The organism is Streptomyces sp. NPDC005706 (genome assembly GCF_040631045.1).
Classification (GTDB): domain Bacteria; phylum Actinomycetota; class Actinomycetes; order Streptomycetales; family Streptomycetaceae; genus Streptomyces.
Window position 1 is genome coordinate 117,278 of the sequence record NZ_JBEXYS010000018.1, and the last position, 22,426, is coordinate 139,703.

19 protein-coding genes are annotated in these 22,426 nt (G+C 73.3%); 12 read left to right on the forward strand and 7 right to left on the reverse strand.

The window, feature by feature from the left end; genetic code table 11:
• Positions 1 to 106 precede the first annotated feature (106 nt).
• Positions 107 to 808 carry a GNAT family N-acetyltransferase gene (locus ABZ478_RS25890; RefSeq protein ID WP_359553045.1) on the forward strand — a complete coding sequence of 234 codons (702 nt, stop codon included), beginning with the start codon at positions 107 to 109 and terminating at the stop codon, positions 806 to 808.
• On the opposite strand, the gene ABZ478_RS25895 is transcribed toward ABZ478_RS25890, so the two are convergent.
• The 6 genes from ABZ478_RS25895 to ABZ478_RS25920 all read right to left on the reverse strand — a co-directional run bounded on the left by ABZ478_RS25895 (position 762) and on the right by ABZ478_RS25920 (position 8,567).
• Positions 762 to 1,235, reverse strand: coding sequence for a hypothetical protein (locus tag ABZ478_RS25895; RefSeq protein WP_359553065.1), 474 nt, complete (start codon positions 1,233 to 1,235; stop codon positions 762 to 764). The genes ABZ478_RS25890 and ABZ478_RS25895 overlap by 47 nt on opposite strands.
• A gap of 99 nt (positions 1,236 to 1,334) precedes the next feature.
• Complete coding sequence (locus tag ABZ478_RS25900; RefSeq protein ID WP_359553046.1) at positions 1,335 to 1,664, reverse strand: hypothetical protein; 330 nt, start codon at positions 1,662 to 1,664, stop codon at positions 1,335 to 1,337.
• 70 nt (positions 1,665 to 1,734) lie between these two features.
• Positions 1,735 to 2,739, reverse strand: coding sequence for a methylmalonyl Co-A mutase-associated GTPase MeaB (gene meaB, locus ABZ478_RS25905; protein WP_359553047.1), 1,005 nt, complete (start codon positions 2,737 to 2,739; stop codon positions 1,735 to 1,737).
• A 6-nt stretch (positions 2,740 to 2,745) separates the two neighbouring features.
• Entirely contained in the window at positions 2,746 to 4,920 is a 2,175-nt protein-coding gene (scpA, locus tag ABZ478_RS25910) for a methylmalonyl-CoA mutase (RefSeq protein ID WP_359553048.1), read from the reverse strand.
• A complete protein-coding gene (locus ABZ478_RS25915) occupies positions 4,920 to 6,737 on the reverse strand; it encodes a methylmalonyl-CoA mutase family protein (protein WP_359553049.1) in 1,818 nt (605 codons plus the stop codon). The genes scpA and ABZ478_RS25915 overlap by 1 nt, the downstream gene beginning before the upstream one ends.
• 108 nt (positions 6,738 to 6,845) lie before the next feature.
• On the reverse strand, positions 6,846 to 8,567 hold the full coding sequence (locus ABZ478_RS25920) for a hypothetical protein (RefSeq protein WP_359553050.1): 1,722 nt from the start codon (positions 8,565 to 8,567) through the stop codon (positions 6,846 to 6,848).
• A 269-nt stretch (positions 8,568 to 8,836) separates the two neighbouring features.
• On the opposite strand from ABZ478_RS25920, the gene ABZ478_RS25925 reads away from it, so the two are divergent.
• The 10 genes from ABZ478_RS25925 (at position 8,837) to ABZ478_RS25970 (ending at position 20,866) form a co-directional block, all read left to right on the forward strand.
• Positions 8,837 to 9,226 carry a cell division protein SepF gene (locus tag ABZ478_RS25925; RefSeq protein ID WP_199212371.1) on the forward strand — a complete coding sequence of 130 codons (390 nt, stop codon included), beginning with the start codon at positions 8,837 to 8,839 and terminating at the stop codon, positions 9,224 to 9,226.
• Positions 9,227 to 9,315: 89 nt separating this feature from the next.
• Entirely contained in the window at positions 9,316 to 10,596 is a 1,281-nt protein-coding gene (locus tag ABZ478_RS25930; RefSeq protein ID WP_359553051.1) for an ATP-binding protein, read from the forward strand.
• Positions 10,593 to 10,937, forward strand: a complete 345-nt coding sequence (locus ABZ478_RS25935; protein WP_359553052.1) for a nucleotide pyrophosphohydrolase — start codon at positions 10,593 to 10,595, stop codon at positions 10,935 to 10,937. Before ABZ478_RS25930 ends, ABZ478_RS25935 begins: the two co-directional genes overlap by 4 nt.
• A gap of 179 nt (positions 10,938 to 11,116) precedes the next feature.
• Entirely contained in the window at positions 11,117 to 11,602 is a 486-nt protein-coding gene (locus ABZ478_RS25940; RefSeq protein ID WP_359553053.1) for a DUF6099 family protein, read from the forward strand.
• Between the two features lie 113 nt (positions 11,603 to 11,715).
• Positions 11,716 to 12,639, forward strand: coding sequence for an LLM class F420-dependent oxidoreductase (locus tag ABZ478_RS25945; protein WP_359553054.1), 924 nt, complete (start codon positions 11,716 to 11,718; stop codon positions 12,637 to 12,639).
• Between the two features lie 114 nt (positions 12,640 to 12,753).
• Positions 12,754 to 14,304, forward strand: a complete 1,551-nt coding sequence (locus ABZ478_RS25950; RefSeq protein WP_359553055.1) for a 3' terminal RNA ribose 2'-O-methyltransferase Hen1 — start codon at positions 12,754 to 12,756, stop codon at positions 14,302 to 14,304.
• Entirely contained in the window at positions 14,301 to 16,841 is a 2,541-nt protein-coding gene (locus ABZ478_RS25955) for a polynucleotide kinase-phosphatase (RefSeq protein WP_359553056.1), read from the forward strand. The genes ABZ478_RS25950 and ABZ478_RS25955 overlap by 4 nt, the downstream gene beginning before the upstream one ends.
• 146 nt (positions 16,842 to 16,987) lie before the next feature.
• Positions 16,988 to 18,211 carry an arginine deiminase gene (locus tag ABZ478_RS25960; RefSeq protein ID WP_359553057.1) on the forward strand — a complete coding sequence of 408 codons (1,224 nt, stop codon included), beginning with the start codon at positions 16,988 to 16,990 and terminating at the stop codon, positions 18,209 to 18,211.
• A 63-nt stretch (positions 18,212 to 18,274) separates the two neighbouring features.
• Positions 18,275 to 19,282 carry an ornithine carbamoyltransferase gene (argF, locus tag ABZ478_RS25965; protein WP_358934791.1) on the forward strand — a complete coding sequence of 336 codons (1,008 nt, stop codon included), beginning with the start codon at positions 18,275 to 18,277 and terminating at the stop codon, positions 19,280 to 19,282.
• A gap of 138 nt (positions 19,283 to 19,420) precedes the next feature.
• Positions 19,421 to 20,866: an amino acid permease gene (locus ABZ478_RS25970; RefSeq protein WP_358934793.1), complete on the forward strand. Its 1,446-nt coding sequence runs from the start codon at positions 19,421 to 19,423 to the stop codon at positions 20,864 to 20,866.
• Here ABZ478_RS25970 and ABZ478_RS25975 read toward each other — a convergent pair.
• On the reverse strand, positions 20,826 to 21,278 hold the full coding sequence (locus ABZ478_RS25975; protein WP_351666646.1) for an ATP-binding protein: 453 nt from the start codon (positions 21,276 to 21,278) through the stop codon (positions 20,826 to 20,828). The two genes, ABZ478_RS25970 and ABZ478_RS25975, sit on opposite strands and share 41 nt — an antisense overlap.
• Before the next feature lie 317 nt (positions 21,279 to 21,595).
• On the opposite strand from ABZ478_RS25975, the gene ABZ478_RS25980 reads away from it, so the two are divergent.
• Positions 21,596 to 22,423 (forward strand): enoyl-CoA hydratase family protein, encoded by an 828-nt coding sequence (locus ABZ478_RS25980; protein ID WP_358934795.1) that lies wholly within the window; start codon positions 21,596 to 21,598, stop codon positions 22,421 to 22,423.
• Positions 22,424 to 22,426 lie beyond the last annotated feature (3 nt).

The following is a 22,426-nucleotide window of genomic DNA, read 5'->3' on the forward strand; positions in this document are numbered from 1 at the left end:
CGGCCCGCCCGCAGCGTCCGGCGGCTTCGCCCACCGGGACCGCGCGTGCCTATGATCGCTGCCCGGGGCGACCGAGCCACGCGCGCCGGACGAGAGGGACAGCACGATGGTGAACCGCGAGGCCGTGGTACTCGACGACCCGGTGGGCGAGTCGCTCCGCGGCCACCACGCCCATCTCGCCCGCCGGTTCGGCCGGGCCGCCGGCTACCTGCCGGACGTGGCGACCTTCTGCGCGGTGTCCGCCGACCCGGACCCGGCCGAATGGGCCGACCTGGCCCGGCTGCTCGGTCCCGGTGAACTCGCCGACATGTTCAGCTGCCCGGCCGCTCCGCCGCCGGACTGGAAGCCGGTCTTCACCCTGGAGGGCCGCCAGATGACCTGGGCGAGCGGCCGGTCCGCGCCCCCTCGCCCGGAGACCGGCGCGGAGGTGCTCGAACTGGGCCCGGACAGCGTGCCCGAGATGCTCTCCCTCGTCGAGCGGACCCGCCCGGGACCGTTCCGGCCGCGCACCCCCGAACTGGGCACCTACCTCGGCATCCGGGACAACGGCAGACTGGTGGCGATGGCCGGGGAACGGCTGCGGCCCCCGGGCTGGACCGAGATCAGCGCCGTCTGCACCGCCCCCGAGGCACGCGGCCGGGGCCACGCCGCCCGGCTGATCGAAGCGCTCGTCGCCCGTGTCGTGGAACGCGGCGAACGTCCGTTCCTGCACGTGGCGGAGGCGAACACCGGCGCGATCGCGCTCTACGAGCGACTGGGGTTCACGTCCCGCGGGCGTGTGACCTTCCGCGGCTTCCGCACTCCGTGACGCTCCCGGCCGCACCGGGCACGACACCCCCCGCCGCCATCCGCAGCGCGCGGCGCCCGGGCCCCGCCGGGGCGACCAGGGCGGCGGTCGTCAGGGCGGCCCAGCCCAGGGCGGTGACGACGGCGCCCGCCCGCCGGAACCGGCCGGGCAGCGCGGTGCCGAAGAGGACCGCGTCCCCGACGTCCGAGGCGATGCGCACGGCGGAGGCCGTGACCAGCGCCGGACCCCGGGGAGCGACGGCCATCGCCAGCCCGCTCACGGCGTCCCGCACCGCCAGGGGGCGCAGCACCGCGGCGGTGTGCGGGCCGACGTCACCGTCCCGATCGACCAGCCCGCAGGGTCTGGCCAGCAGGTCCGGCCGGTACGCCGTCGCCGCTCCGTAGGCGAGGGTCGCCGCCCCGATGATCCGTAGTAGTCCGGTGCGCACCGTCGACACCTCCACACGTCGGCCACCTGCGTGTCCACGCACCGGGTACCCGTGTCGCCCCGGCTCAGCCGCGCGGCGGCAGCCCCCGTGACCGGGCCCTCACGCCGCCGCCGTCGGCGCGGTGGCCGTGGCGATCGCGGTGTCGGCGCGGGCGTGGACGACCAGGCGGGTACCGGCCGTGTCGGCGCCCGCCTCGAGCAGCCGCCGTACGGGGGCGCTGCGGGAGGCGACGGACATCACCAGGCCGAGCCGGCTGCACACACGGTGACCGCGCAGCACCACGGCGACCGCCGCGTCGGCCCCGGCGCCCCCGTCGAGGACGACGACGAGGGAGACGGGCCGGTGTCCCTCGACCAGAGCGCTGATCCGGTCGAGCGGCGCGGCCCGGCCGTCGACGCCGGGATTGTCGTGCAGCGTGATGACGAGCACACCCCGGGACGAGGGAGTGGGACATCCCCACGGCCGTTCATGGTGGAGCCCACAGTTCCGCCGCCGGGGCTCACTGCCCCGGCGCCGGGTCCCGCCGTTCCCCGAACGCCCGCAGGATGCCCTCCGCCGCCAGGGTCGCCGTCAACGTGCCGTCCCTGACCTGCTGTTCGAGGGCGGGGGCGGCCTCGCGCACGGCCGGATCCGCGTGCAGCCGGCCCAGCAGCTCGTCCCGGACCATCGACCAGGTCCAGTCGACCTGCTGGTCCCGCCGCTTGGCGGCGAGCCGGCCGGTGGAGTCCAGCAGCGTACGGTGCTGCTCCAGCCGCTCCCAGACCACGTCCAGGCCGGCCGACTCGCGGGCGCTGCAACTGAGCACCGGCGGCGTCCAGAAGGCGTCCTTGCCGTGCATCAGGCGCAACGCACCGGCCAGTTCGCGGGCCGCCGCCCGCGCGTCCCGCTCGTGCGGGCCGTCGGCCTTGTTGACGGCGATCACGTCGGCCAGTTCCAGCACGCCCTTCTTGATGCCCTGGAGCTGGTCGCCGGTGCGGGCCAGGGTGAGCAGCAGGAAGGAGTCGACCATGTCGGCGACCGCCGTCTCCGACTGGCCGACGCCGACGGTCTCCACCAGGATCACGTCGTACCCGGCGGCCTCCATCACCACCATCGACTCCCGGGTGGCCTTCGCGACCCCGCCCAGCGTGCCCGCGCTGGGGGAGGGCCGCACGAAGGCGTCCGGGTCGACCGCGAGGCGCTCCATCCGGGTCTTGTCACCCAGGATTGAACCGCCGGTACGGGTGGAGGAGGGGTCCACGGCGAGGACGGCCACCCGGTGCCCCAGCGAGGTCAGCAGCGTGCCGAACGCGTCGATGAACGTCGACTTGCCGACGCCCGGCACACCGCTGATGCCGATCCGCCGCGCCCGGCCGCTGTGCGGAAGCAGCTCGGTGAGCAACTCCTGCGCCAGCGCCCGGTGCTGCGGCCGGGTGGACTCGACCAGCGTGATGGCGCGGGCCACCAGGGCCCGCCTGCCGTCGAGCACACCCTTCACATACGTGTCGAGATCGATCGCGGCCATACGCGGCTACAGTTCGTGGCCGAGGCCGGCCGACAGCCGCTTCACCAGGTCGTACGCCGCGTCCGGGATCACCGTCCCGGGCGGGAACACGGCCGTGGCGCCCATTTCCAGCAGGGTCGGCACGTCCTGCGGCGGGATCACCCCGCCGACCACGATCATGATGTCCTCGCGGCCCTCCTCGGCGAGCTTCTCCTTCAGCGCCGGTACCAGCGTGAGGTGACCGGCGGCCAGTGAGGACACCCCGACCACGTGCACGTCCGCCTCGACCGCCTGCCGGGCGACCTCCTCCGGCGTCTGGAACAGCGGGCCGACGTCGACGTCGAAACCGAGGTCGGCGAACGCGGTCGCGATCACCTTCTGGCCGCGGTCGTGGCCGTCCTGGCCCATCTTGGCGACCAGGATGCGCGGCCGGCGCCCCTCGGCCTCGTCGAAGGCGTCCACCAGGGCGCGGGTGCGGTCCACGGACGGGGACTCGCCGGCTTCGTTGCGGTACACCCCGGAGATGGTACGGATCTGGCTCGCGTGCCGGCCGTACACCTTCTCCAGGGCGTCGGAGATCTCACCGACGGTCGCCTTGGCGCGGGCCGCGCGCACGGCCAGCTCCAGCAGGTTGCCGTCGCCGTCGGCGGCCCGGGTGAGCGCGTCCAGGGCGTCCCGGCAGGCCTGCTCGTCCCGCTCCGCGCGCAGCCGCCGCAGCTTCTCGATCTGCTGGGCGCGCACCGAGGAGTTGTCGACCTTCAGGACCTCGATCTGCTCGTCGCTGTCCACCCGGTACTTGTTGACGCCGATCACCGGCTGGCGGCCGGAGTCGATGCGGGCCTGCGTGCGGGCCGCCGCCTCCTCCACGCGCAGCTTGGGGATGCCGGCGTCGATGGCCTGCGCCATGCCGCCCGCCTGCTCCACCTCCTGGATGTGCGCCCAGGCCTTGCGGGCGAGGTCGTACGTCAGCCGCTCCACGTACGCGCTGCCGCCCCACGGGTCGATGACCCGGGTGGTGCCCGACTCCTGCTGGATGAGGAGCTGGGTGTTGCGGGCGATGCGCGCCGAGAAGTCGGTGGGCAGCGCCAGCGCCTCGTCGAGGGCGTTGGTGTGCAGCGACTGGGTGTGGCCCTGGGTCGCCGCCATCGCCTCGACGCACGTGCGCGTGACGTTGTTGAACACGTCCTGCGCGGTCAGCGACCAGCCCGAGGTCTGCGAATGGGTGCGCAGCGACAGGGACTTGCTGTTCTTCGGCTCGAACTGCGAGACCAGCCTGGCCCACAGCAGGCGGGCCGCCCTGAGCTTCGCGACCTCCATGAAGAAGTTCATGCCGATCGCCCAGAAGAACGACAGCCGGGGCGCGAACGCGTCCACGTCCAGACCGGCTTCACGGCCCGCGCGGATGTACTCCACACCGTCCGCGAGGGTGTACGCCAGCTCCAGGTCGGCCGTCGCACCGGCCTCCTGGATGTGGTACCCGGAGATGGAGATGGAGTTGTAGCGGGGCATCCGCTGCGAGGTGTACGCGAAGATGTCGGAGATGATCCGCATCGACGGCTTCGGCGGATAGATGTAGGTGTTGCGGACCATGAACTCCTTCAGAATGTCGTTCTGAATGGTTCCGGCCAGCTTCTCGGGCGGTACGCCCTGCTCCTCCGCCGCCACGATGTACAGCGCCAGGATCGGCAGCACCGCGCCGTTCATGGTCATCGACACGGTCATCTTGTCCAGCGGGATGCCGTCGAAGAGCTGCCGCATGTCGAGAATCGAGTCGATGGCCACGCCCGCCATGCCGACGTCGCCGGTCACCCGGGGGTGGTCGCTGTCGTAACCCCGGTGCGTGGGCAGGTCGAAGGCGACCGACAGGCCCTTCTGGCCGGCCGCCAGGTTGCGCCGGTAGAAGGCGTTGGACTCCTCGGCGGTGGAGAAGCCCGCGTACTGGCGGATCGTCCAGGGCTGGTTGACGTACATCGTCGGGTAGGGGCCGCGCAGGTACGGCGCGATGCCCGGGTAGGTGCCGAGGAAGTCCAGGCCCTCCAGGTCACGGCCGGTGTACAGCGGCTTGACCCCGATGCCCTCCGGGGTCTCCCACAGCGGCTCCTCGCTCCCGGTCGCCCGCTTGACGGCCGAGCGCCACTCCTCGGCGCCGCCGTCGACGGCCGGCGTCCCCAGCTCGATGCCGGAGAAGTCGGGGATTCCCATCAGGACACTCCCATGCGGTCGAGGGTCGCGGACAGCACGTCGATGGCGTCGCAGCCCGCGAAGACGTACGAGTCGACGCCCGGGTGCTCGGCCGGGCGGCCCGCCAGGAACACGTGCCGGGCGCCCGCCGCGCGCAGCGACTCGGCGGCCTCGGCGGCGCGTTCGGCGTAGACGGCGTCGCTGGAGCACAGCACGGCCTCGGTGGCGCCGCTGTCCTCGAAGGCGCCCTCGGTGACCGGCTCGATGCCGCCCGCCTGGAACAGGTTCGCGGCGAACGTCGAGCGCGCGGTGTACTCGGCGGGCGAGCCGAGCGCGGCCAGGAAGATCCTCGGCCGGGCACCGGTGGCCGCCAGGTGGGCGTCGGAACGGGCCCGCAGGGCCTCGAACGCCTCGTCGCGGCGCACCCGGGGCAGTCCGCCGGAGGGCGGTTCGGGCGCCGGTTCGCGCTCCACCGGCTTCTCGCCCAGCAGCGGGAACTCGCTGACACCGGTGATGGGTTCGCGCCGCTTGGCGAGCTTCTTGGAGCGCTCCGCCCAGGTCGTCGCCAGGTCCGTGCGGATCCGGCCCGAGCGCAGGCAGGCGGCCTGGCCGCCGTCCCGCTCGATCGACCGGAAGTACGCCCAGGCGGCCTGGGCGAGTTCCTCGGTCAGCCGCTCCACGTACCAGGAGCCGCCCGCCGGGTCGATGACCCGGGCCAGGTGGGACTCCTCCAGCAGGATCGTGGAGGTGTTGCGCGCGATACGGCGGGCGAACGCGTCCGGCAGGCCCAGCGCGTGGTCGAACGGCAGCACGGTCACCGAGTCGGCGCCGCCGACCCCGGCGGCCAGCGTGGCCACCGTCGCGCGCAGCATGTTCACCCACGGGTCGCGGCGGGTCAGCATCACCGGCGAGGTCACCGCGTGCTGGACCTGCGCGCCCGCCTCCGGGGCCCCGGCCACCTCGGCGACCCGCGCCCACAGCCGGCGCGCCGCGCGCAGCTTGGCGATGGTCAGGAACTGGTCGGCGGTGGCCGCGTAGCGGAACTCCAGCTGGCCGCAGGCCGCCTCGACCGGCAGCCCGGCCTCGGTCAGCGCCCGCAGGTAGGCCACGCCGGTGGCGAGGGAGGCGCCCAGCTCCTGCGCGGCCGAGCCGCCCGCCTCGTGGTACGGCAGCGCGTCCACGGTCAGCGCGCGCAGGCCGGGGTGGGTCCCGGCGCAGCGTTCGGCGAGGGCGGCGAAGGGGGCCGTGTCCAGCGGGGTGCCGGTGCGGGCCTCGTGGCCGAGCGGGTCGCCGCCCAGGCCGCCGCGTACCGCCGCGGGGTCGACGCCCTTCTCCTCGTACAGCCGCAGCAGTGCCTCGGCGGCCGCCTCGGTGTCGCGCCCGGCGTCGAGGACGACCGGGGCCAGGTCGAGGAAGACCCCGTCGAGCGCCCGGCCCAGTTCGGAGACCGGGATGCCGCCCTCGCCGAGCACCAGCCACAGCGAGGTGACGCCGTTCTCCAGGTCGGCCAGCACCGCGCCGTCCGCGCCGCCGCCGAGCGCCGTGTGCCGCTGCCGTACGTCCCAGCCGCCGTCCGTGTTGCCCTCGGGGCGGCCGCCGCGCACATACGGGGCGAAGCCGGGCAGGCCGGGGTCGGGCGCGGCGTCGCGCGCGGTGTACAGGGGCCGGGTGCGCAGCCCGTCCTCGAGCGTCGTGGACAGGGCGTCCTCAACTGCCTCGCCCGAGACTTCCTTGCCCGACTTGCGCAGCACACCCTCGACCAGGCGGTGCCACTGCTCGTGTGTCGCGTCAGGGAACTCGGCGGCCAGTGAGAGCCCGTCGTCAGGCAGGACCGTCATGCTCGGATGCTAGGGCAGCGTGCTCATGTGACAGCAGGGCGAGGGCTGTGACGTTTCCCTCTCTGCGGCTGTGACCTGCACCTCGCCCGGCCCCGGCCGCCCGGTTTCCTACCGTTCGGACGGCTTCCCCCGGCCCAGTTCGGACGGCCGCAGGTCCCGGGTGGAGAGCGTCTGCGGATACCCCGTGAAGGCGCGCAGACGCAGCTTGGCGCCCACCGCGTCCGGCAGCGTGAACCTGCCGGACGGCGCCCGCAGTTCGACGGACGCCGTGGAGTGCGCGGCGATCGTGGACGGACCGCGCGTGAGGGTCCAGTATCTGCTCATCCCGTGGCTGGTGGTGAGCATGTAGTGCGGGGTGAGCGCGGTGCCCCCGGAGTTGGTCACCCTCAGGCTCAGGCCGGACAGCGACTGCGCCGTGGCCCGCCGCGCCGCCGTCACGTCCATCCGCAGCGGCGGCCGGCCCGTCGCCGCGAGGGCCGCGCTCACCAGCGCGGGCAGCACCAGCAGGGCGGCCGCCCCGGCCAGCGCCGGCCGGCGGCGCGGGCCCCGGAGCCACCGCGGGCGCGGCTGCCAGGCGTTCGCGAAGTCCGACAGCGGCACCGTGACCGCCGCAGCGAGCCACAGCGGGGTCATCATCAGGTAGTAGCCGTCCTGGGACCGGGTCGCCACGTAGAAGGCGCACCACGGCAGGACCGTCGCCGCCGGGCCCAGCCGCCGTACGAACAGCACGTACAGCGCCAGCAGCGCGGCGGCGAGCAGCGCGCTCGCGTGGCCGTACCAGTCGAGGTGGTCGCTGCCGTGCGTGAAGTACAGCGAGACGTCCACCAGGCCCTGCCCGTGCAGCACCGCGCCCTGGGTCAGGGGCAGCGCGACGCCGTCGAGCCAGGGGCCCGGCTCGTGCACGATGAAGTACGTGTTGACCAGCAGCCATGTCGTCGCGGCGATCCCGAGGATCCGCGCGCAGACCGCGGTGGCCGCCCGTCCGCCCAGTTCGCCGCGGCGCACCGCGTGGATGCCGGCCAGCAGGAACGGCGCCACGAACCAGGGCAGTTGCTGGGTCGCGCAGGCGGCGCCCAGGCACACGGCCCGGGCGATCCCCGGCGTGCCGAGCCTCCCGCCCCTGCCGATGCGCGGCCAGCCCACCACCACCGGGATCAGCAGCACCATGGCCGGGATCGCCGGATAGCCCGAACGGGCGTACCCCGGCAGGAAGCCGAAGCCGAGGCAGACCATCGTCGCCGCCGAGCGCCAGGGCACCGGCAGCAGCCGCCACAGCAGCACCGCGCCGGTGACCAGCGCGATCGTCGCCGCCGCCGTCGCCGGAGCACCGCCGCCGCCCACCCACAGCAGGGGCGCGGCCAGCAGCGGGGCGAGCGGGGGATAGCCGTACGTGAAGTCGTAACCCCCCTCTATCGTCGGCGTCAGCGCGACGTTCGGGCCGTGGAACAGCCAGGGCCAGGGCTGCCCGTACACCGGGTGCCCGGCGACCAGTTCCCGCGCGGCCTGGGCGGTGAGGACCGCCTCGTCGCCGCCGGCGTGGTTCAGCCACCAGGCGCAGGCGGTGAGCGTGAGGGCGGTCAGCAGCACCATGAGGTCGAGGCGGGCCAGTGAGCGCGTCCGGCGGACCGTCAGGGCGAGGACCCCGCCGGTCAGGATCGAGACGTAGCAGAGCGAGACGACCGCCACGAGGAACAGGTTGTGGGTCGCCGCCTGTGACCACAGGGACCGGGTCCCGATGAAGAGGCTCACGTCGGCGAGCAGGGTCAGGACCCGGTGCCACTGCGCGGGGCCGAGGAGGTCGTCGGTGTGGCGTCCCGGGGCGGTGGACATCGCCGGCCGTGTCCACCGCCCGGGTGCCACCGCTTGTGTTTCTGCCAAGTGCACGGCATCGGACGCTAGTGGCGGCCGGTGAGCGAGGCGGGGAACGACATGAAGAGACCGGTGTGAGGGTGGTAAGAGGGGGGTTTATTCGTACATGTGCCGGAAGGAACAGGACGCATGAGCGGTCGCGCAGTGTGTCGCTGTTGGGCTGAACGGGTGACTTGGCGTAAGAATTGGCCGGTGCAGGCATTGGGTACGAGTCAGGTCAGGTGGAGCCGGTGAGCCGTTACGACGTCACCGATGAACAGTGGGAGGGGCTCGCCCAGGTCGTGCCGCTGCGGGGCCGGGACGCCTGGCCGTCCGCGGTGCGCCACCGCTCGCTGCCGGACGCCGAGACCGAGACGCGGCGCCGGTTCGTCGTCCTGCGGGTCAACGTCTTCGCGGACGCCCGGGAGGTCGCCGAGACGCTGATGGCCGGGGTGCCGGTGCTGCTGGACCTGTCCGGCGCGGAGGGCGACGTCGCCAAGCGGGTCCTCGACTTCAGCACGGGCGTCGTCTTCGGCCTGGGCAGCGGGATGCACCGGGTCGACCGCAACGTCTTCCTGCTGACACCGCCCGGCACCGAGGTGAGCGGGCTGATGGAGGGCGCGGGGATGGCCGGCGGCTGAGGCCGCCGCCGCGGGCGTGGTCCCCCGATCGTAGGAAGGTGCGGCGGACAAAACGGTTCGCCGCCCCGGCGGAGCCCTACCGTCCGCATATGGCCGTCCCTCCCGTGTCCACCGGTTCCCCGCCGCCCGCCGCGCCCCTGGAACCGCCGTCCGAGCCCCACGGTCCGCCGCCCGCCGTCCCGGAGGAGTCCCCCCGGGTGCCGGGGCAGGGCGGGCCGTTCGCGGGCGGCACGGGGGAGCGGCCCCCCGGCACGCTCGACGTGCGCGCCCGCGTCACCGAGTTGCGGCTGTCCGCCTTCGCCGGGCACCGGCGGGCCGCGTTCCCGCTGGGCGCCGTCACCCTGTTCGCCGGTCCCAGCGGAACGGGCAAGTCGACCGCGCTCGCGGCGTACGAGGCGCTCGCCCGGCTCGGCGGCGGGGCCGCGCTCGACGAGGTCTTCCCGGAACCGGAGGCGTGGGTGCCGGAACGGGCGCGGCCCGACGCGCAGCGGCGCCGGGGTTTCCGGATCGGCTGCACGGCCGACGGCGCCGAGGGGCCGGTCCGGCTCGACGTCGCCGTACAGGCCGAGCCGGAACTGCGGATCGTGGGCGAACGGCTGACGGCGGACGGTGTGGTCCTGCTGGAGACCGCCCTGCGCGACCCGGGCCGCCGGGCCGTCCAGGCCGCCTGGCACACCGCGGGCGCCGCCCCGGTGACCCGCGCCCCGCTCCCCGACGACCTTCTCGGCACCCCGTTGCTGCCGCTGCGGGTGGCCGGCAAGACCGACGGGCAGCGGCGGGTGCTCGCCGCCGCCGAGCAGATGGTCGTCGCCCTGCGCTCGGTCTTCGCCTGCGACCCGCGCCCCGAGTACATGCGCGCCCCCGTCCCCACCGGCTCGGGACGCCTCCTGCCCGGCTGCGACAACCTCGCCGACGTGCTGTGGCGCACCCGGTCCGAGTGCGGCCGCCGGCACGCGGCGCTCGTGGAGGCGCTGCGCGGCGGCTGCGCGGGCCCGGTGGCCGACCTGGTCCCGGAGCCGCTGGCCGACGGCACCGTACGGGCGCTGCTCGACCGGGGCGACGGCTTCCGCACCGAGCTGGCCCGGCTCGGCGACGGCGAACTGCGCTACGTCGCGCTGGCGCTGGTGCTGCTGACCGGGCCCGGCGTGCTGGCCGTGGACACGCCCGGCGAGGTGCCCGACGCGCTGCGCACCCTCACCGTGCTCACCGACGGCTTCGACCGCGGCCTCGACCCGGCCCAGCGGCGCGCGCTGCTGCGGACGGCGGCCCGGATGGGCGAGCGGGGCCACATCCGCTGCGTCGGCGCCGTCAACGACGCCTCCTGGGCCGTGGGGACCGAGGGGGTCACCGTGGTACACCTGAGGCCGTGACGGATCACCCCGACCTGGCCGGACTCCAGCGCAGGCTGGCCGAGTTCGCCGCCGCGCGCGACTGGCAGCCCTACCACACGCCCAAGAACCTGGTGGCCGCGCTCAGTGTGGAGGCCTCCGAACTGGTCGAGATCTTCCAGTGGCTGACGCCCGAGGAGTCGGCCCGGGTGATGGACGACCCGGGCACCGCGCACCGGGTCCGGGACGAGGTCGCCGACGTCCTCGCCTATCTCCTCCAGCTCTGCGAGGTCCTCGGCGTCGACCCGCTGGCCGCCCTGTCCGCCAAGATCGACCGCAACGAGGAGCGGTTCCCGGCGCCGGGACCGGACGCCGATGGCTGACGGAGCGCCATCCTCCGCTATCACTCTGCGGAGTCACGGAGCGTCCCGAATCCGAATTGTTGTCCACAATTTCCCGTCCATCTCTGGCTTTACGTCTCAGGCGCCCTCACTCTGGGTAGTGAACAGGGGAGTTCACGCGGGCGCGCGAGGACGCACGGCGGACTGGACGGGGGCAGCGCATGGATGCGGTGCGACTCATCGGGACGAGCAGGCGGGCCCTGGCCCAGGGCGCCGACCGGCCCGAGATCATGGCCGAGGTGTGGCAGGCGCAGGCCCTGGCCCAGGCGATCGGCAGCCGCCTCGCGGTGTCGGGTCCGCCGGAGCTGCGGGGCGAGGCGCTGGGCCTGACCGAACTGGCGGGCCGGGGCTGCGGCGTCCTGGACGCCCCGGAACTCGACCCGGGCGACCTGCGCGCCGCCCAGCTCACCGAGCTGGACGACGCCCGGCTGACCCTGCTCTGCCTCGACGGCCTGCTCGGCGAGGTCGGCATGGCGCTGGTCGGCATGGCCAGCTCCGCCGCCGACGAGACGGCGTACTGGCAGTGCATGGAGGCCATCGACGCGGCGGACGAGTCCCGGGACCGGGTCCTGGAGATGCTGCGCAAACTGGCCGCACGGGTGGAGGTGTTACCCGAGGGCGCGGAGGACAGCCCGTCGGGTGTGTGACCGGCCGGACCGCACGACTCCGCGCCCGCGACCACGGGATTCACCTGATCGGGACGGCCGTGCCCGGCGGTACCGATGAGGCCGGCGGGGCCGGGGCCGTGCAGGATGGGTGTATGGACCTTCGAATTTTCACCGAGCCCCAGCAGGGGGCCACGTACGACACCTTGCTCACCGTGGCGAAGGCCACCGAGGATCTTGGCTTCGACGCCTTCTTCCGCTCCGACCACTACCTCCGGATGGGCAATGCGGACGGGTTGCCCGGCCCCACGGACGCCTGGATCACGCTGGCCGGCCTGGCCCGTGAGACCAAGCGCATCCGCCTGGGCACCCTGATGACGGCCGGCACCTTCCGCCTGCCCGGCGTGCTCGCCATCCAGGTCGCCCAGGTCGACCAGATGTCCGGCGGCCGGGTCGAACTGGGCCTCGGCGCGGGCTGGTTCGAGGAGGAGCACAAGGCGTACGGCATCCCGTTCCCCAAGGAGAAGTTCGCGCGCCTGGAGGAACAGCTCGAGATCGTCACCGGGCTGTGGGCCACCAAGACCGGCGAGACCTTCGACTTCCACGGCACCTACTACGACCTCACCGACTCGCCCGCGCTGCCCAAGCCCGCCCAGGAGAGGATCCCGGTGCTCATCGGCGGCCACGGCGCCACCCGCACCCCGCGCCTCGCCGCCCGCTACGCCGACGAGTTCAACATCCCGTTCGCCTCCGTCGAGGACAGCGAGCGGCAGTTCGGCCGGGTGCGCGCCGCCGTCGAGGAGGCGGGCCGCGGAGCCGGTGCCCTGACCTACTCCAACGCGCTGGTGGTGTGCGTCGGCCGGGACGACCAGGAGGTCGCCCGCCGCGCCGCCGCGATCGGCCGCGAGGTGGACGAACTGAAGGCCAACGGCCTGGCCGGCTCGCCGGCCGAGGTGGTCGACCGGATCGGCCGCTACGCCGAGACCGGCTCCACCCGTATCTACCTCCAGATCCTCGACCTCGACGACCTGGACCACCTGGAACTGATCTCCTCGCAGGTCCAGACCCAGCTGTCCTGACCCCGGGCTCCCGACCCGCCTCCTGGGCCCCTCCGTCCCGAACCGGGCGGAGGGGCCGCTCCGTCCCGGAAAACCACTGGTCGACGGGGGTCGGCAGCGGGGAGACTCGGACATGTGTTCCTGACGATCTCCACACGCGGCGACGCCGCCCACCCGGCCACCGACCTCGGGTACCTGCTGCACAAGCATCCCGACAAGGCGCAGACCTTCTCCACCTCCCACGGCACCGCCCACGTGTTCTACCCACAGGCGGACGCCGAGCGCTGCACGGCCGCGCTGATGCTGGAGGTCGACGCGGTCGCGCTGGTGCGGCGGAGCAAGGGCAGGGGCCGCGGCGGAGCGCCCGACGCGGCACTCGCGCAGTACGTCAACGACCGCCCGTACGCGGCCTCCTCGCTGCTCGCGGTCGCGCTGAGCGGCGTCTTCTCCAGCGCCCTGCGGGGCGTGTGCAAGGCCCGCCCCGAGCGGGCCGCCGCGCCCCTGCCGCTGCGCGTCGAGGTACCCGCGCTGCCCGCCCGCGGCGGCCCGGACCTCGTACGGAAGCTGTTCGCGCCGCTGGGCTGGACGGTGACCGCCGAACCCGTCCCGCTCGACACCGAGTTCCCCGAGTGGGGCGACTCGCGGTACGTCCGGCTCGTCCTGGAGTCGCAGGCGCTGACCCTCGCCGAGGCGCTGCGTCATCTGTACGTCCTGCTGCCCGTCCTCGACGACGCCAAGCACTACTGGGTCGCCTCCGACGAGGTGGACAAGCTGCTGCGCGCCGGTGAGGGCTGGCTGCCCACGCACCCGGAGCAGAAGCTGATCACCAGCCGCTACCTCTCCCGCCGCTGGTCCCTGACCCGGCAGGCGATGGAGCGTCTCGAACTGGTGCGGCTGGCCGAGGCCGACGACAGCGAGGTCGAGGCGATCGACAACGCGGTCCCGCAGGACACCGGGGCCGAGGACGAGGAGAAGCCGGCTCCGCTCGCCGTGCTGCGGCGCGAGGCGATCCTCGCCGCCCTCCGCGAGGCCGGCGCCGCCCGCGTCCTCGACCTGGGCTGCGGCCAGGGCCAGTTGGTGCAGGAGCTGCTCAGGGACGTGCGGTTCACCGAGATCGTCGGCGTCGACGTCTCGGTGCGGGCCCTGGCCATCGCCTCGCGCCGGCTCAAACTGGACCGCATGGGGGAGCGGCAGGCGGCCCGGGTGAACCTCGTCCAGGGCTCGCTCGCCTACACCGACAAGCGGCTCAAGGGCTACGACGCCGCCGTGCTCAGCGAGGTGATCGAGCACCTCGACCTGCCCCGGCTGCCCGCCCTGGAGTACGCGGTGTTCGGACACGCCCGCCCGCGCACGGTCGTCGTGACCACCCCGAACGTCGAGTACAACGTCCGCTGGGAGACGCTGCCCGCCGGACACGTCCGGCACGGCGACCACCGCTTCGAGTGGACCCGCGAGGAGTTCCGCGCCTGGGCGGCGGCCGTGGCAGGACGGCACGGTTACGAGGTCGGGTTCGTCCCCGTCGGGCCGGACGACCCCGAGGTCGGGCCGCCCACCCAGATGGCCGTCTTCCACGTGCGGCCGGAGAAGACCGAGAAGACCGAGAAGACCGAGAAGACCGAGAAGGCCGAAGAGAGCGACAGCGCCGAGAAGGCCGAGAAGGCCGAGAAGGAGGCGAAGGCGGCATGACCGAGACACCCACGGGACGGGTCCTCCCCGTCACCGACCTCTCCCTCGTCGTCCTCGTCGGCGCCTCCGGTTCCGGCAAGTCCACCTTCGCCCGTCGGCACTTCAAGCCGACGGAGGTGATCTCCTCGGACTTCTGCCGCGGCCTGGTCTCCGACGACGAGAACGACCAGAGCGCGTCGCGGGACGCCTTCGACGTGCTGCACTACATCGCCGGCAAGCGGCTCGCCGCCGGCCGCCGCACCGTCGTCGACGCCACCAGCGTGCAGCAGGACGGCCGCCGCCAGTTGATCGAGCTGGCCCGGAAGTACGACGTGCTGCCCATCGCCATCGTGCTGGACGTGCCGGAGAACGTGTGCGCCGAGCGCAACGCGGCCCGCACCGACCGCGCCGACATGCCCCGCCGGGTCATCCAGCGGCACATCCGCGAACTGCGCCGCTCGCTGCGGCACCTGGAGCGCGAGGGCTTCCGCAAGGTGCACGTCCTGCGCGGGGCGGAGGAGGTCGAGGGCGCCACCGTCGTCACCGAGAAGCGGTTCAACGACCTGACCCACCTCACCGGCCCCTTCGACATCATCGGCGACATCCACGGCTGCGCGGCCGAGCTGGAGGCCCTGCTCGCCGAGCTGGGCTACGCCGACGGCGTGCACCCCGAGGGCCGTACCGCCGTGTTCGTCGGCGACCTCGTCGACCGCGGCCCGGACACCCCGGGCGTGCTGCGCCGGGTGATGTCGATGACCGCGTCCGGCAACGCGCTGTGCGTGCCGGGCAACCACGAGAACAAGTACGGCCGCCACCTCAAGGGCCGCAAGGTCCAGCACACCCACGGGCTCGCCGAGACCATCGAGCAGATGGAGGGCGAGAGCGAGGAGTTCAGGGCGGAGGTGCGCCGCTTCCTGGACGGGCTGGTCAGCCACTACGTCCTCGACGGCGGCCGGCTGGTCGTCTGCCACGCGGGCCTGCCCGAGAAGTACCACGGCCGCACCTCCGGGCGGGTGCGCTCGCACGCCCTGTACGGCGAGACCACCGGCGAGACCGACGAGTTCGGGCTGCCCGTGCGCTACCCGTGGGCGGAGGACTACCGCGGCCGGGCCGCCGTGGTGTACGGCCACACCCCGGTACCGGAGGCGACCTGGCTGAACAACACCATCTGCCTGGACACCGGCGCGGTGTTCGGCGGCAAGCTGACCGCGCTGCGCTGGCCGGAGCGCGAGCTGGTCGACGTGCCGGCCGAGCGGGTCTGGTACGAGCCCGCGCGGCCGCTGCGCACCGAGGCGCCCGGCGGGCAGGACGGACGGCCGCTGGACCTGGCGGACGTGCACGGCCGCCGGGTGGTGGAGACCCGGCACTCGGGCCGGGTCGCGGTCCGGGAGGACAACGCGGCCGCGGCGCTGGAGGTCATGAGCCGCTTCGCGGTCGACCCGCGCCTGCTGCCGTACCTGCCGCCGACCATGGCGCCGACGGCCACCTCGGACGTCGAAGGCTACCTGGAGCACCCGGCCGAGGCGTTCGCGCAGTACGCGGCGGACGGCGTCGCGCGGGTCGTGTGCGAGGAGAAGCACATGGGCTCGCGCGCGGTGGCGCTGGTGTGCCGGGACGCGGAGGCGGCGCGCGGGCGGTTCGGTGTGGAGGGCCCCACCGGCGCCCTGTACACCCGTACCGGACGGCCGTTCTTCGACGACGGGAAGGTGACCGAGGAGATCCTCGGCCGGCTGCGCTCGGCGGTCTCGGAGGCCGGCCTCTGGGACGAGCTCGACACGAACTGGCTGCTGCTGGACGCCGAGCTGATGCCGTGGTCGCTGAAGGCCTCGGGTCTGCTGCGCAGCCAGTACGCGGCGGTCGGCGCCGCGTCCGGCGCGGTGTTCCCGGACGCCCTCGCCGCCCTGGAGGCCGCCGCGGCCCGTGGCACGGACGTGGGCGGGCTGCTGGACCGCCAGAGCGGTCGGGCGGCGGACGCGGCGGCGTTCACCGACGCCTACCGCCGCTACTGCTGGGCCACCGACGGCCTGGAAGGGGTCCGTCTCGCGCCGTTCCAGATCCTGGCCGTCCAGGGCCGCAGCCTCGCCGCGCTCCCGCACGACGGGCAACTGGCCCTGATCGACCGGATGGTGGAGCACGACGGCACCGGACTGCTGCGAACCACCCGGCGGCTGTACGTCGACACGGGCGACGCCGACTCGGTCCGCGCCGGCGTCGACTGGTGGCTGGAGATGACCGGCCGCGGCGGCGAGGGCATGGTCGTCAAGCCGCTCGGCGCGCTGGTGCGTGACGGCGAGGGCCGGCTGGTGCAGCCCGGCGTCAAGTGCCGGGGCCGCGAGTACCTGCGGATCATCTACGGCCCGGAGTACACGCGCCCCGACAACCTCACCCGCCTGCGTGCCCGTTTCCTGGGCCACAAGCGGTCGCTGGCGATCCGCGAGTACGCCCTCGGCCTGGAGGCGCTGGACCGGCTCGCGGACGGCGAGCCGCTGTGGCGGGTGCACGAGGCGGTGTTCGGGGTGCTCGCCCTGGAGTCGGAGCCGGTCGACCCACGGCTGTGAGCGGTGGGAGGGAGTCCCACGCGTGGCCGGCCGCGCGCGGGACTCCGTCCGAACGGGCCCCCTTCGTGTCAGGGGGACGAAAACAGGGCGAGGCGGAAACGGCCGAGAAGAGCGTGAAGGCGGGCACCGGTGGCCAGGATGGAGGCATGGCATACCACGTCCACTCCGAGGCCGGGCAGCTCCGCCGGGTGATCCTGCACCGGCCCGACCTCGAGCTCAAAAGGCTCACCCCCAGCAACAAGGACGCCCTGCTCTTCGACGACGTGCTCTGGGTGCGCCGGGCGCGCGCCGAGCACGACGGATTCGCGGACGTCCTGCGCGACCGGGGGGTCGCCGTCCATCTCTTCGGCGACCTGCTCACCGAGACCCTGGAGATCCCGGAGGCCCGCGCCCTCGTCCTGGACCGCGTCTTCGACGAGAAGGAGTACGGTCCCCTCGCCACCGGCCCGCTGCGTGCCGCCTTCGACCGGATGGTCTCCGGCGAGCTGGCCGAGGCGCTGGTCGGCGGCATGACCAAGCGGGAGTTCCTGGACGGTCACGCCGAGCCCACCTCCGTCCGCTTCCACGTCATGGACCTGGACGACTTCCTGCTCCGCCCGCTGCCCAACCACCTCTTCACCCGGGACACCTCGGCCTGGATCTACGACGGCGTCTCCATCAACGCGATGCGCCGGCCGGCCAGGCAGCGGGAGACCGTGCACTTCGAGGCGATCTACCGGCACCACCCGCTGTTCCGTGACGAAACGTTCCATGTGTGGTCCCGGGGGCAGGCCGACTACCCCTCCACCATCGAGGGCGGCGATGTCCTGGTGATCGGCAACGGCGCCGTCCTGATCGGCATGAGCGAGCGCACCACCCCGCAGGCGGTGGAGATGCTGGCGCACAAGCTGTTCGCGGCGGGGTCCGCGCACACCATCGTCGCGCTCGACATGCCCAAGCGGCGGGCCTTCATGCACCTGGACACGGTGATGACCATGGTCGACGGCGACACCTTCACCCAGTACGCCGGGCTCGGCATGCTGCGCTCGTACACCATTCAGCCGGGCGACGGGGAGCGGGAGCTCAAGGTCACCGACCATCCGCCCGAGCACATGCACCGCGCCATCGCCGCCGCGCTGGGGCTCGGCGAGATCCGGGTGCTCACCGCCACCCAGGACGTGCACGCCGCCGAGCGCGAGCAGTGGGACGACGGCTGCAACGTGCTCGCCGTCGAGCCGGGCGTCGTCATCGCCTACGAACGCAACTCCACCACCAACACCCACCTGCGCAAACAGGGCATCGAGGTGATCGAGATCCCGGGCAGCGAGCTGGGGCGCGGCCGGGGCGGGCCGCGATGCATGAGCTGCCCCGTGGAACGGGCGCCTGTATAGAAATGTTGAGTATCGTATAGACTTCCAAAAGTCCCGAGTACCCCGTACCCCTGGAGCGCCCTCATGGCGACTGTCCCGACCGCCCTCGCCGGCCGCCACTTCCTCAAGGAGCTGGACTTCACCGAGGCCGAGTTCCGCGGTCTGGTCGAGCTGGCCGCGGAGCTGAAGGCGGCGAAGAAGGCCGGGACCGAGACCCAGTACCTGCGCGGCCGCAACATCGCGCTGATCTTCGAGAAGACCTCGACGCGCACCCGCTGCGCGTTCGAGGTCGCCGCCGCCGACCAGGGTGCCACCACGACGTACCTCGACCCGGCCGGCTCGCAGATCGGGCACAAGGAGTCCGTGAAGGACACCGCCCGCGTCCTCGGCCGGATGTTCGACGCGATCGAGTACCGCGGTGACAGCCAGGCCAAGGTCGAGGAGCTGGCCGCGTACGCCGGTGTGCCCGTCTACAACGGGCTCACCGACGACTGGCACCCCACCCAGATGCTGGCCGACGCGCTCACCATGGCCGAGCACAGCACCCGGCCGCTGCGGGAGACCGCCTTCGCCTACCTCGGCGACGCCCGCTTCAACATGGGCAACTCCTACCTGGTCACCGGCGCCCTGCTCGGCATGGACGTACGGATCGTCGCCCCGAAGTCCTACTGGCCCGCCCAGGAGATCGTCGACCGCGCCCGCGAGCTGGCCGAGTCCAGCGGTGCCCGGATCACCCTCACCGAGGAGATCGCCGAGGGCGTCGCGGGCGCCGGCTTCGTCGCCACCGACGTATGGGTCTCCATGGGCGAGCCCAAGGAGGTCTGGGACGAGCGGATCGCCGCCCTCGGCCCCTACGCCGTGACCATGGACGTCCTGCGCGCCACCGGCGACCCGGACGTGAAGTTCCTGCACTGCCTGCCCGCCTTCCACGACCTCGGCACCAAGGTCGGCCAGGAGATCCACGAGACCCACGGCCTGACCTCCCTGGAGGTGACCGACGAGGTGTTCGAGTCCGCCCACTCGGTCGTCTTCGACGAAGCGGAGAACCGGCTGCACAGCATCAAGGCGATCCTGGTCGCGACCCTCGCCTGACCCGCCCGCCCCACGCCGACGCTTGCCCCACCCGCTTCACCCGGCCTTATCCTGAACGGCGGCCCGGACCACCCCCTCCCGGCCGCCGCCGCGCCCCCACCGGGGCGCCCGCACCACCAGAAACGAGCACCACCCCCCATGCCCGCTCACCGCATCAAGTCCCCGCAACTGCTCGTCGCCGAGTCCGGCGCCGACCGCGAGGGCCACGGCCTCAAGCGCACGATGGGCCTCTTCCAGCTCATCTGCTTCGGCGTCGGCGCCATCGTCGGCACCGGCATCTTCGTCGGACTCTCCGACTCCGTCGCCCAGGCCGGCCCCGCCGTCGTCATCTCCTTCGTCCTCGCCGCGATCACCTGCGTCTTCACCGCGCTCTCCTTCGCCGAGCTGGGCGGCGCGATCCCGGTCTCCGGCTCCTCGTACTCCTTCGCCTACGCGGGCCTCGGCGAGTCCACCGCCTTCCTGGTCGGCTGGTGCCTGCTGCTGGAGTACGGCGTCTCCATCTCCGCGGTCGCGGTCGGCTGGAGCGAGTACGTCAACGAGCTCCTGCACAGCCTCACCGGCCTGCAGCTGCCGGCCGCGCTGTCCGCGGGGCCGGGCGACGGCGGGATCGTGAACCTGCCCGCCGTGATCGTCATCGCCATGGCGTCCGTGCTGCTGGTGCGCGGGGTGCGGGAGAGCGCCCGGGCGACCGCCGCGATGGCCGCCGTGAAGCTCGTCATCCTGCTGGCCTTCTGCGCCGTCGGCTACAGCGCCTTCAAGCACGGCAACCTGACCCCGTTCTCACCGGCCGGCCTCGGCGGCATCGGCGCGGGCACCACCGCCGCCTTCTTCTCCTACATCGGCTTCGACGCGATCACCACGGCCGGTGAGGAGGCGAAGAACCCGCGCCGGGACATCCCCGTCGCGATCCTCGTCTGCATGGGCCTGGTCACCCTGCTCTACTGCGCGGTCGCGCTCGCCGCGATCGGCGCCATCGGCGGCAAGCAGGTCGCCGGCCGGCCCGCGGCGCTGTCGTACGTCGTCAACGAGGTCACCGGCTCCGCCATCGGCGGCGGTGTCATCGCCTTCGGCGCGGTCGTCGCCATCGCCTCCGTGGTGCTGGCCGTGATGTACGGCCAGACCCGCATCCTGATGTCGATGTCCCGGGACGGCCTGATCCCGCGCGTCTTCGAGAAGGTGTCGCCGCGCACCTCCACCCCGGTGGCCGGCACGCTGATCGTCGCGGTCGTCTTCGCGGTCCCGGCGGCCTTCGCCTCCCTGGACGCCGTGATGAACCTGTGCACCATCGGCACGCTCGCGATCATGGCCGTCGTCAACATCGCGGTGATCACCCTGCGCCGCCGCGAGCCCGGCCTGAGCCGCAGCTTCCGGGTGCCGCTCTACCCGGTCGGACCGCTGCTCGGCGTCGCCTTCTGCCTGTACCTGATGTACGAGACCGGCTGGCGGACCTGGATCCAGTTCGCGGTGTTCCTCGTGGTGGGCCTCGCGGTCTACGCCGCCTACGGGCGCCGGCACTCCACGCTGGCCCAGGCGTCCCCCGAGGTCACGCCGGACGCCGCTGACCGGGAACCACTGGCAGTCTGAACCACACCGCCTTGCCCGAAGCGGTCGGGCGGTGACCGCAGGACGAGCTGAGGGCGCGGATCAGCAGCAGCCCGCGCCCGCCCTCCTGCCAGGGGTCGGGCTCCTCGATCACCGGACGGGTGAGATGCCCCGGCGGCGCCGGGTCCGGGTCGTGCACCTCGACCTGGCAGCCGCCCGGCCGCAGCTCCACCACCAGCTCGATCGGGCCGCGCCCGGCAGTGTGCTCCACCGCGTTGGCCACCAGCTCCGCCGTCAGCAGCTCGGCGGTGTCACTGTCGGCCGCGTGCTCCACCTCGGCCAGGGCCGACCGGACCAGGGCACGCGCCACGGGCACCGCCGCGGTCGTGTGCGGCAGCGCGATGCGCCAGGAGGCCGATTCGGCGGGGCGTTCGTACAAGGCGAGTCCGTTCATGGAGCAGGCTGTCCTGCTTTCAACCGTGGAAATGGTACGGGTCCGGCCACGAGGACCGTCGACGGGCACCGTCCGGGGCCGCTCCGCCCCGCCACCGGCGGCCTACCCGCCGGGGCGCCCCGCCTCGCCCCGGCGGGCCCACTGTTACGCGGCTGTGGACGACCGGTGACGCGTGTGACGGGACCGGGCCGTCCCCCAGCCCGTTGTCGCGACATCGTGACGACAGTCACAAACAGGTGATAGCTTCATGGGGTACCGCACCGTGAGGCACCACCGCAGCAACGTGAGGCACCGCCCCTTCTAGGAGGCCGCACGTCATGAGTCCCTTCACCGGCTCCGCCGCCCGCACCTCCACGTGGGAGCACCTGCGGGTCCAGCTCGACGACGGTGTCGCCACCGTCACCCTCGCCCGCCCCGACAGGCTCAACGCCCTCACCTTCGGCGCCTACGCCGACCTGCGCGACCTGCTCGCCGAGCTGTCCCGGGAGCGGTCGGTCCGCGCCCTGGTGCTGGCCGGCGAGGGCCGCGGCTTCTGCTCCGGCGGAGACGTGGACGAGATCATCGGCGCCACCCTGTCCATGGACACCGCCCAGCTCCTCGACTTCAACCGGATGACCGGGCAGGTGGTCCGGGCGATCCGGGAGTGCCCGTTCCCGGTGATCGCCGCCGTGCACGGCGTGGCGGCGGGCGCCGGCGCCGTGCTCGCCCTGGCGGCGGACTTCCGCGTCGCGGACCCCTCGGCCCGGTTCGCCTTCCTCTTCACCCGCGTCGGCCTCTCCGGCGGCGACATGGGCGCGGCCTACCTGCTGCCCCGCGTCGTCGGGCTCGGTCACGCGACCCGGCTGCTGATGCTGGGCGAACCGGTGCGCGCGGCGGAGGCCGAGCGGATCGGCCTGATCAGCGTGACGGCGGAGGAGGGCCACACGGACGGGACGGCGCGGGACCTGGCCCGCCGCCTGGCCGACGGACCCGCCCTGGCGTACGCCCAGACCAAGGCGCTGCTCACGGCCGAGCTGGACATGCCGCTGGCCGCGTCGATCGAGCTGGACGCCTCGACCCAGGCCCTGCTGATGAACGGCGAGGACTACGCGGAGTTCCACGCCGCCTTCCAGGAGAAGCGGCCGCCGAAGTGGCGGGGGAGGTAGCCG

Coding starts and splice junctions, on each gene's coding strand:
- ABZ478_RS25890 (WP_359553045.1), top strand. CDS start 107: ATGGTGAACCGCGAGGCCGTGGTACTCGACGACCCGGTGGGCGAGTCG.
- meaB (WP_359553047.1), bottom strand. CDS start 2,739: ATGGCCGCGATCGATCTCGACACGTATGTGAAGGGTGTGCTCGACGGC.
- scpA (WP_359553048.1), bottom strand. CDS start 4,920: ATGGGAATCCCCGACTTCTCCGGCATCGAGCTGGGGACGCCGGCCGTC.
- ABZ478_RS25915 (WP_359553049.1), bottom strand. CDS start 6,737: ATGACGGTCCTGCCTGACGACGGGCTCTCACTGGCCGCCGAGTTCCCT.
- ABZ478_RS25920 (WP_359553050.1), bottom strand. CDS start 8,567: ATGTCCACCGCCCCGGGACGCCACACCGACGACCTCCTCGGCCCCGCG.
- ABZ478_RS25930 (WP_359553051.1), top strand. CDS start 9,316: ATGGCCGTCCCTCCCGTGTCCACCGGTTCCCCGCCGCCCGCCGCGCCC.
- ABZ478_RS25940 (WP_359553053.1), top strand. CDS start 11,117: ATGGATGCGGTGCGACTCATCGGGACGAGCAGGCGGGCCCTGGCCCAG.
- ABZ478_RS25945 (WP_359553054.1), top strand. CDS start 11,716: ATGGACCTTCGAATTTTCACCGAGCCCCAGCAGGGGGCCACGTACGAC.
- ABZ478_RS25955 (WP_359553056.1), top strand. CDS start 14,301: ATGACCGAGACACCCACGGGACGGGTCCTCCCCGTCACCGACCTCTCC.
- ABZ478_RS25960 (WP_359553057.1), top strand. CDS start 16,988: ATGGCATACCACGTCCACTCCGAGGCCGGGCAGCTCCGCCGGGTGATC.
- argF (WP_358934791.1), top strand. CDS start 18,275: ATGGCGACTGTCCCGACCGCCCTCGCCGGCCGCCACTTCCTCAAGGAG.
- ABZ478_RS25970 (WP_358934793.1), top strand. CDS start 19,421: ATGCCCGCTCACCGCATCAAGTCCCCGCAACTGCTCGTCGCCGAGTCC.
- ABZ478_RS25975 (WP_351666646.1), bottom strand. CDS start 21,278: ATGAACGGACTCGCCTTGTACGAACGCCCCGCCGAATCGGCCTCCTGG.
- ABZ478_RS25980 (WP_358934795.1), top strand. CDS start 21,596: ATGAGTCCCTTCACCGGCTCCGCCGCCCGCACCTCCACGTGGGAGCAC.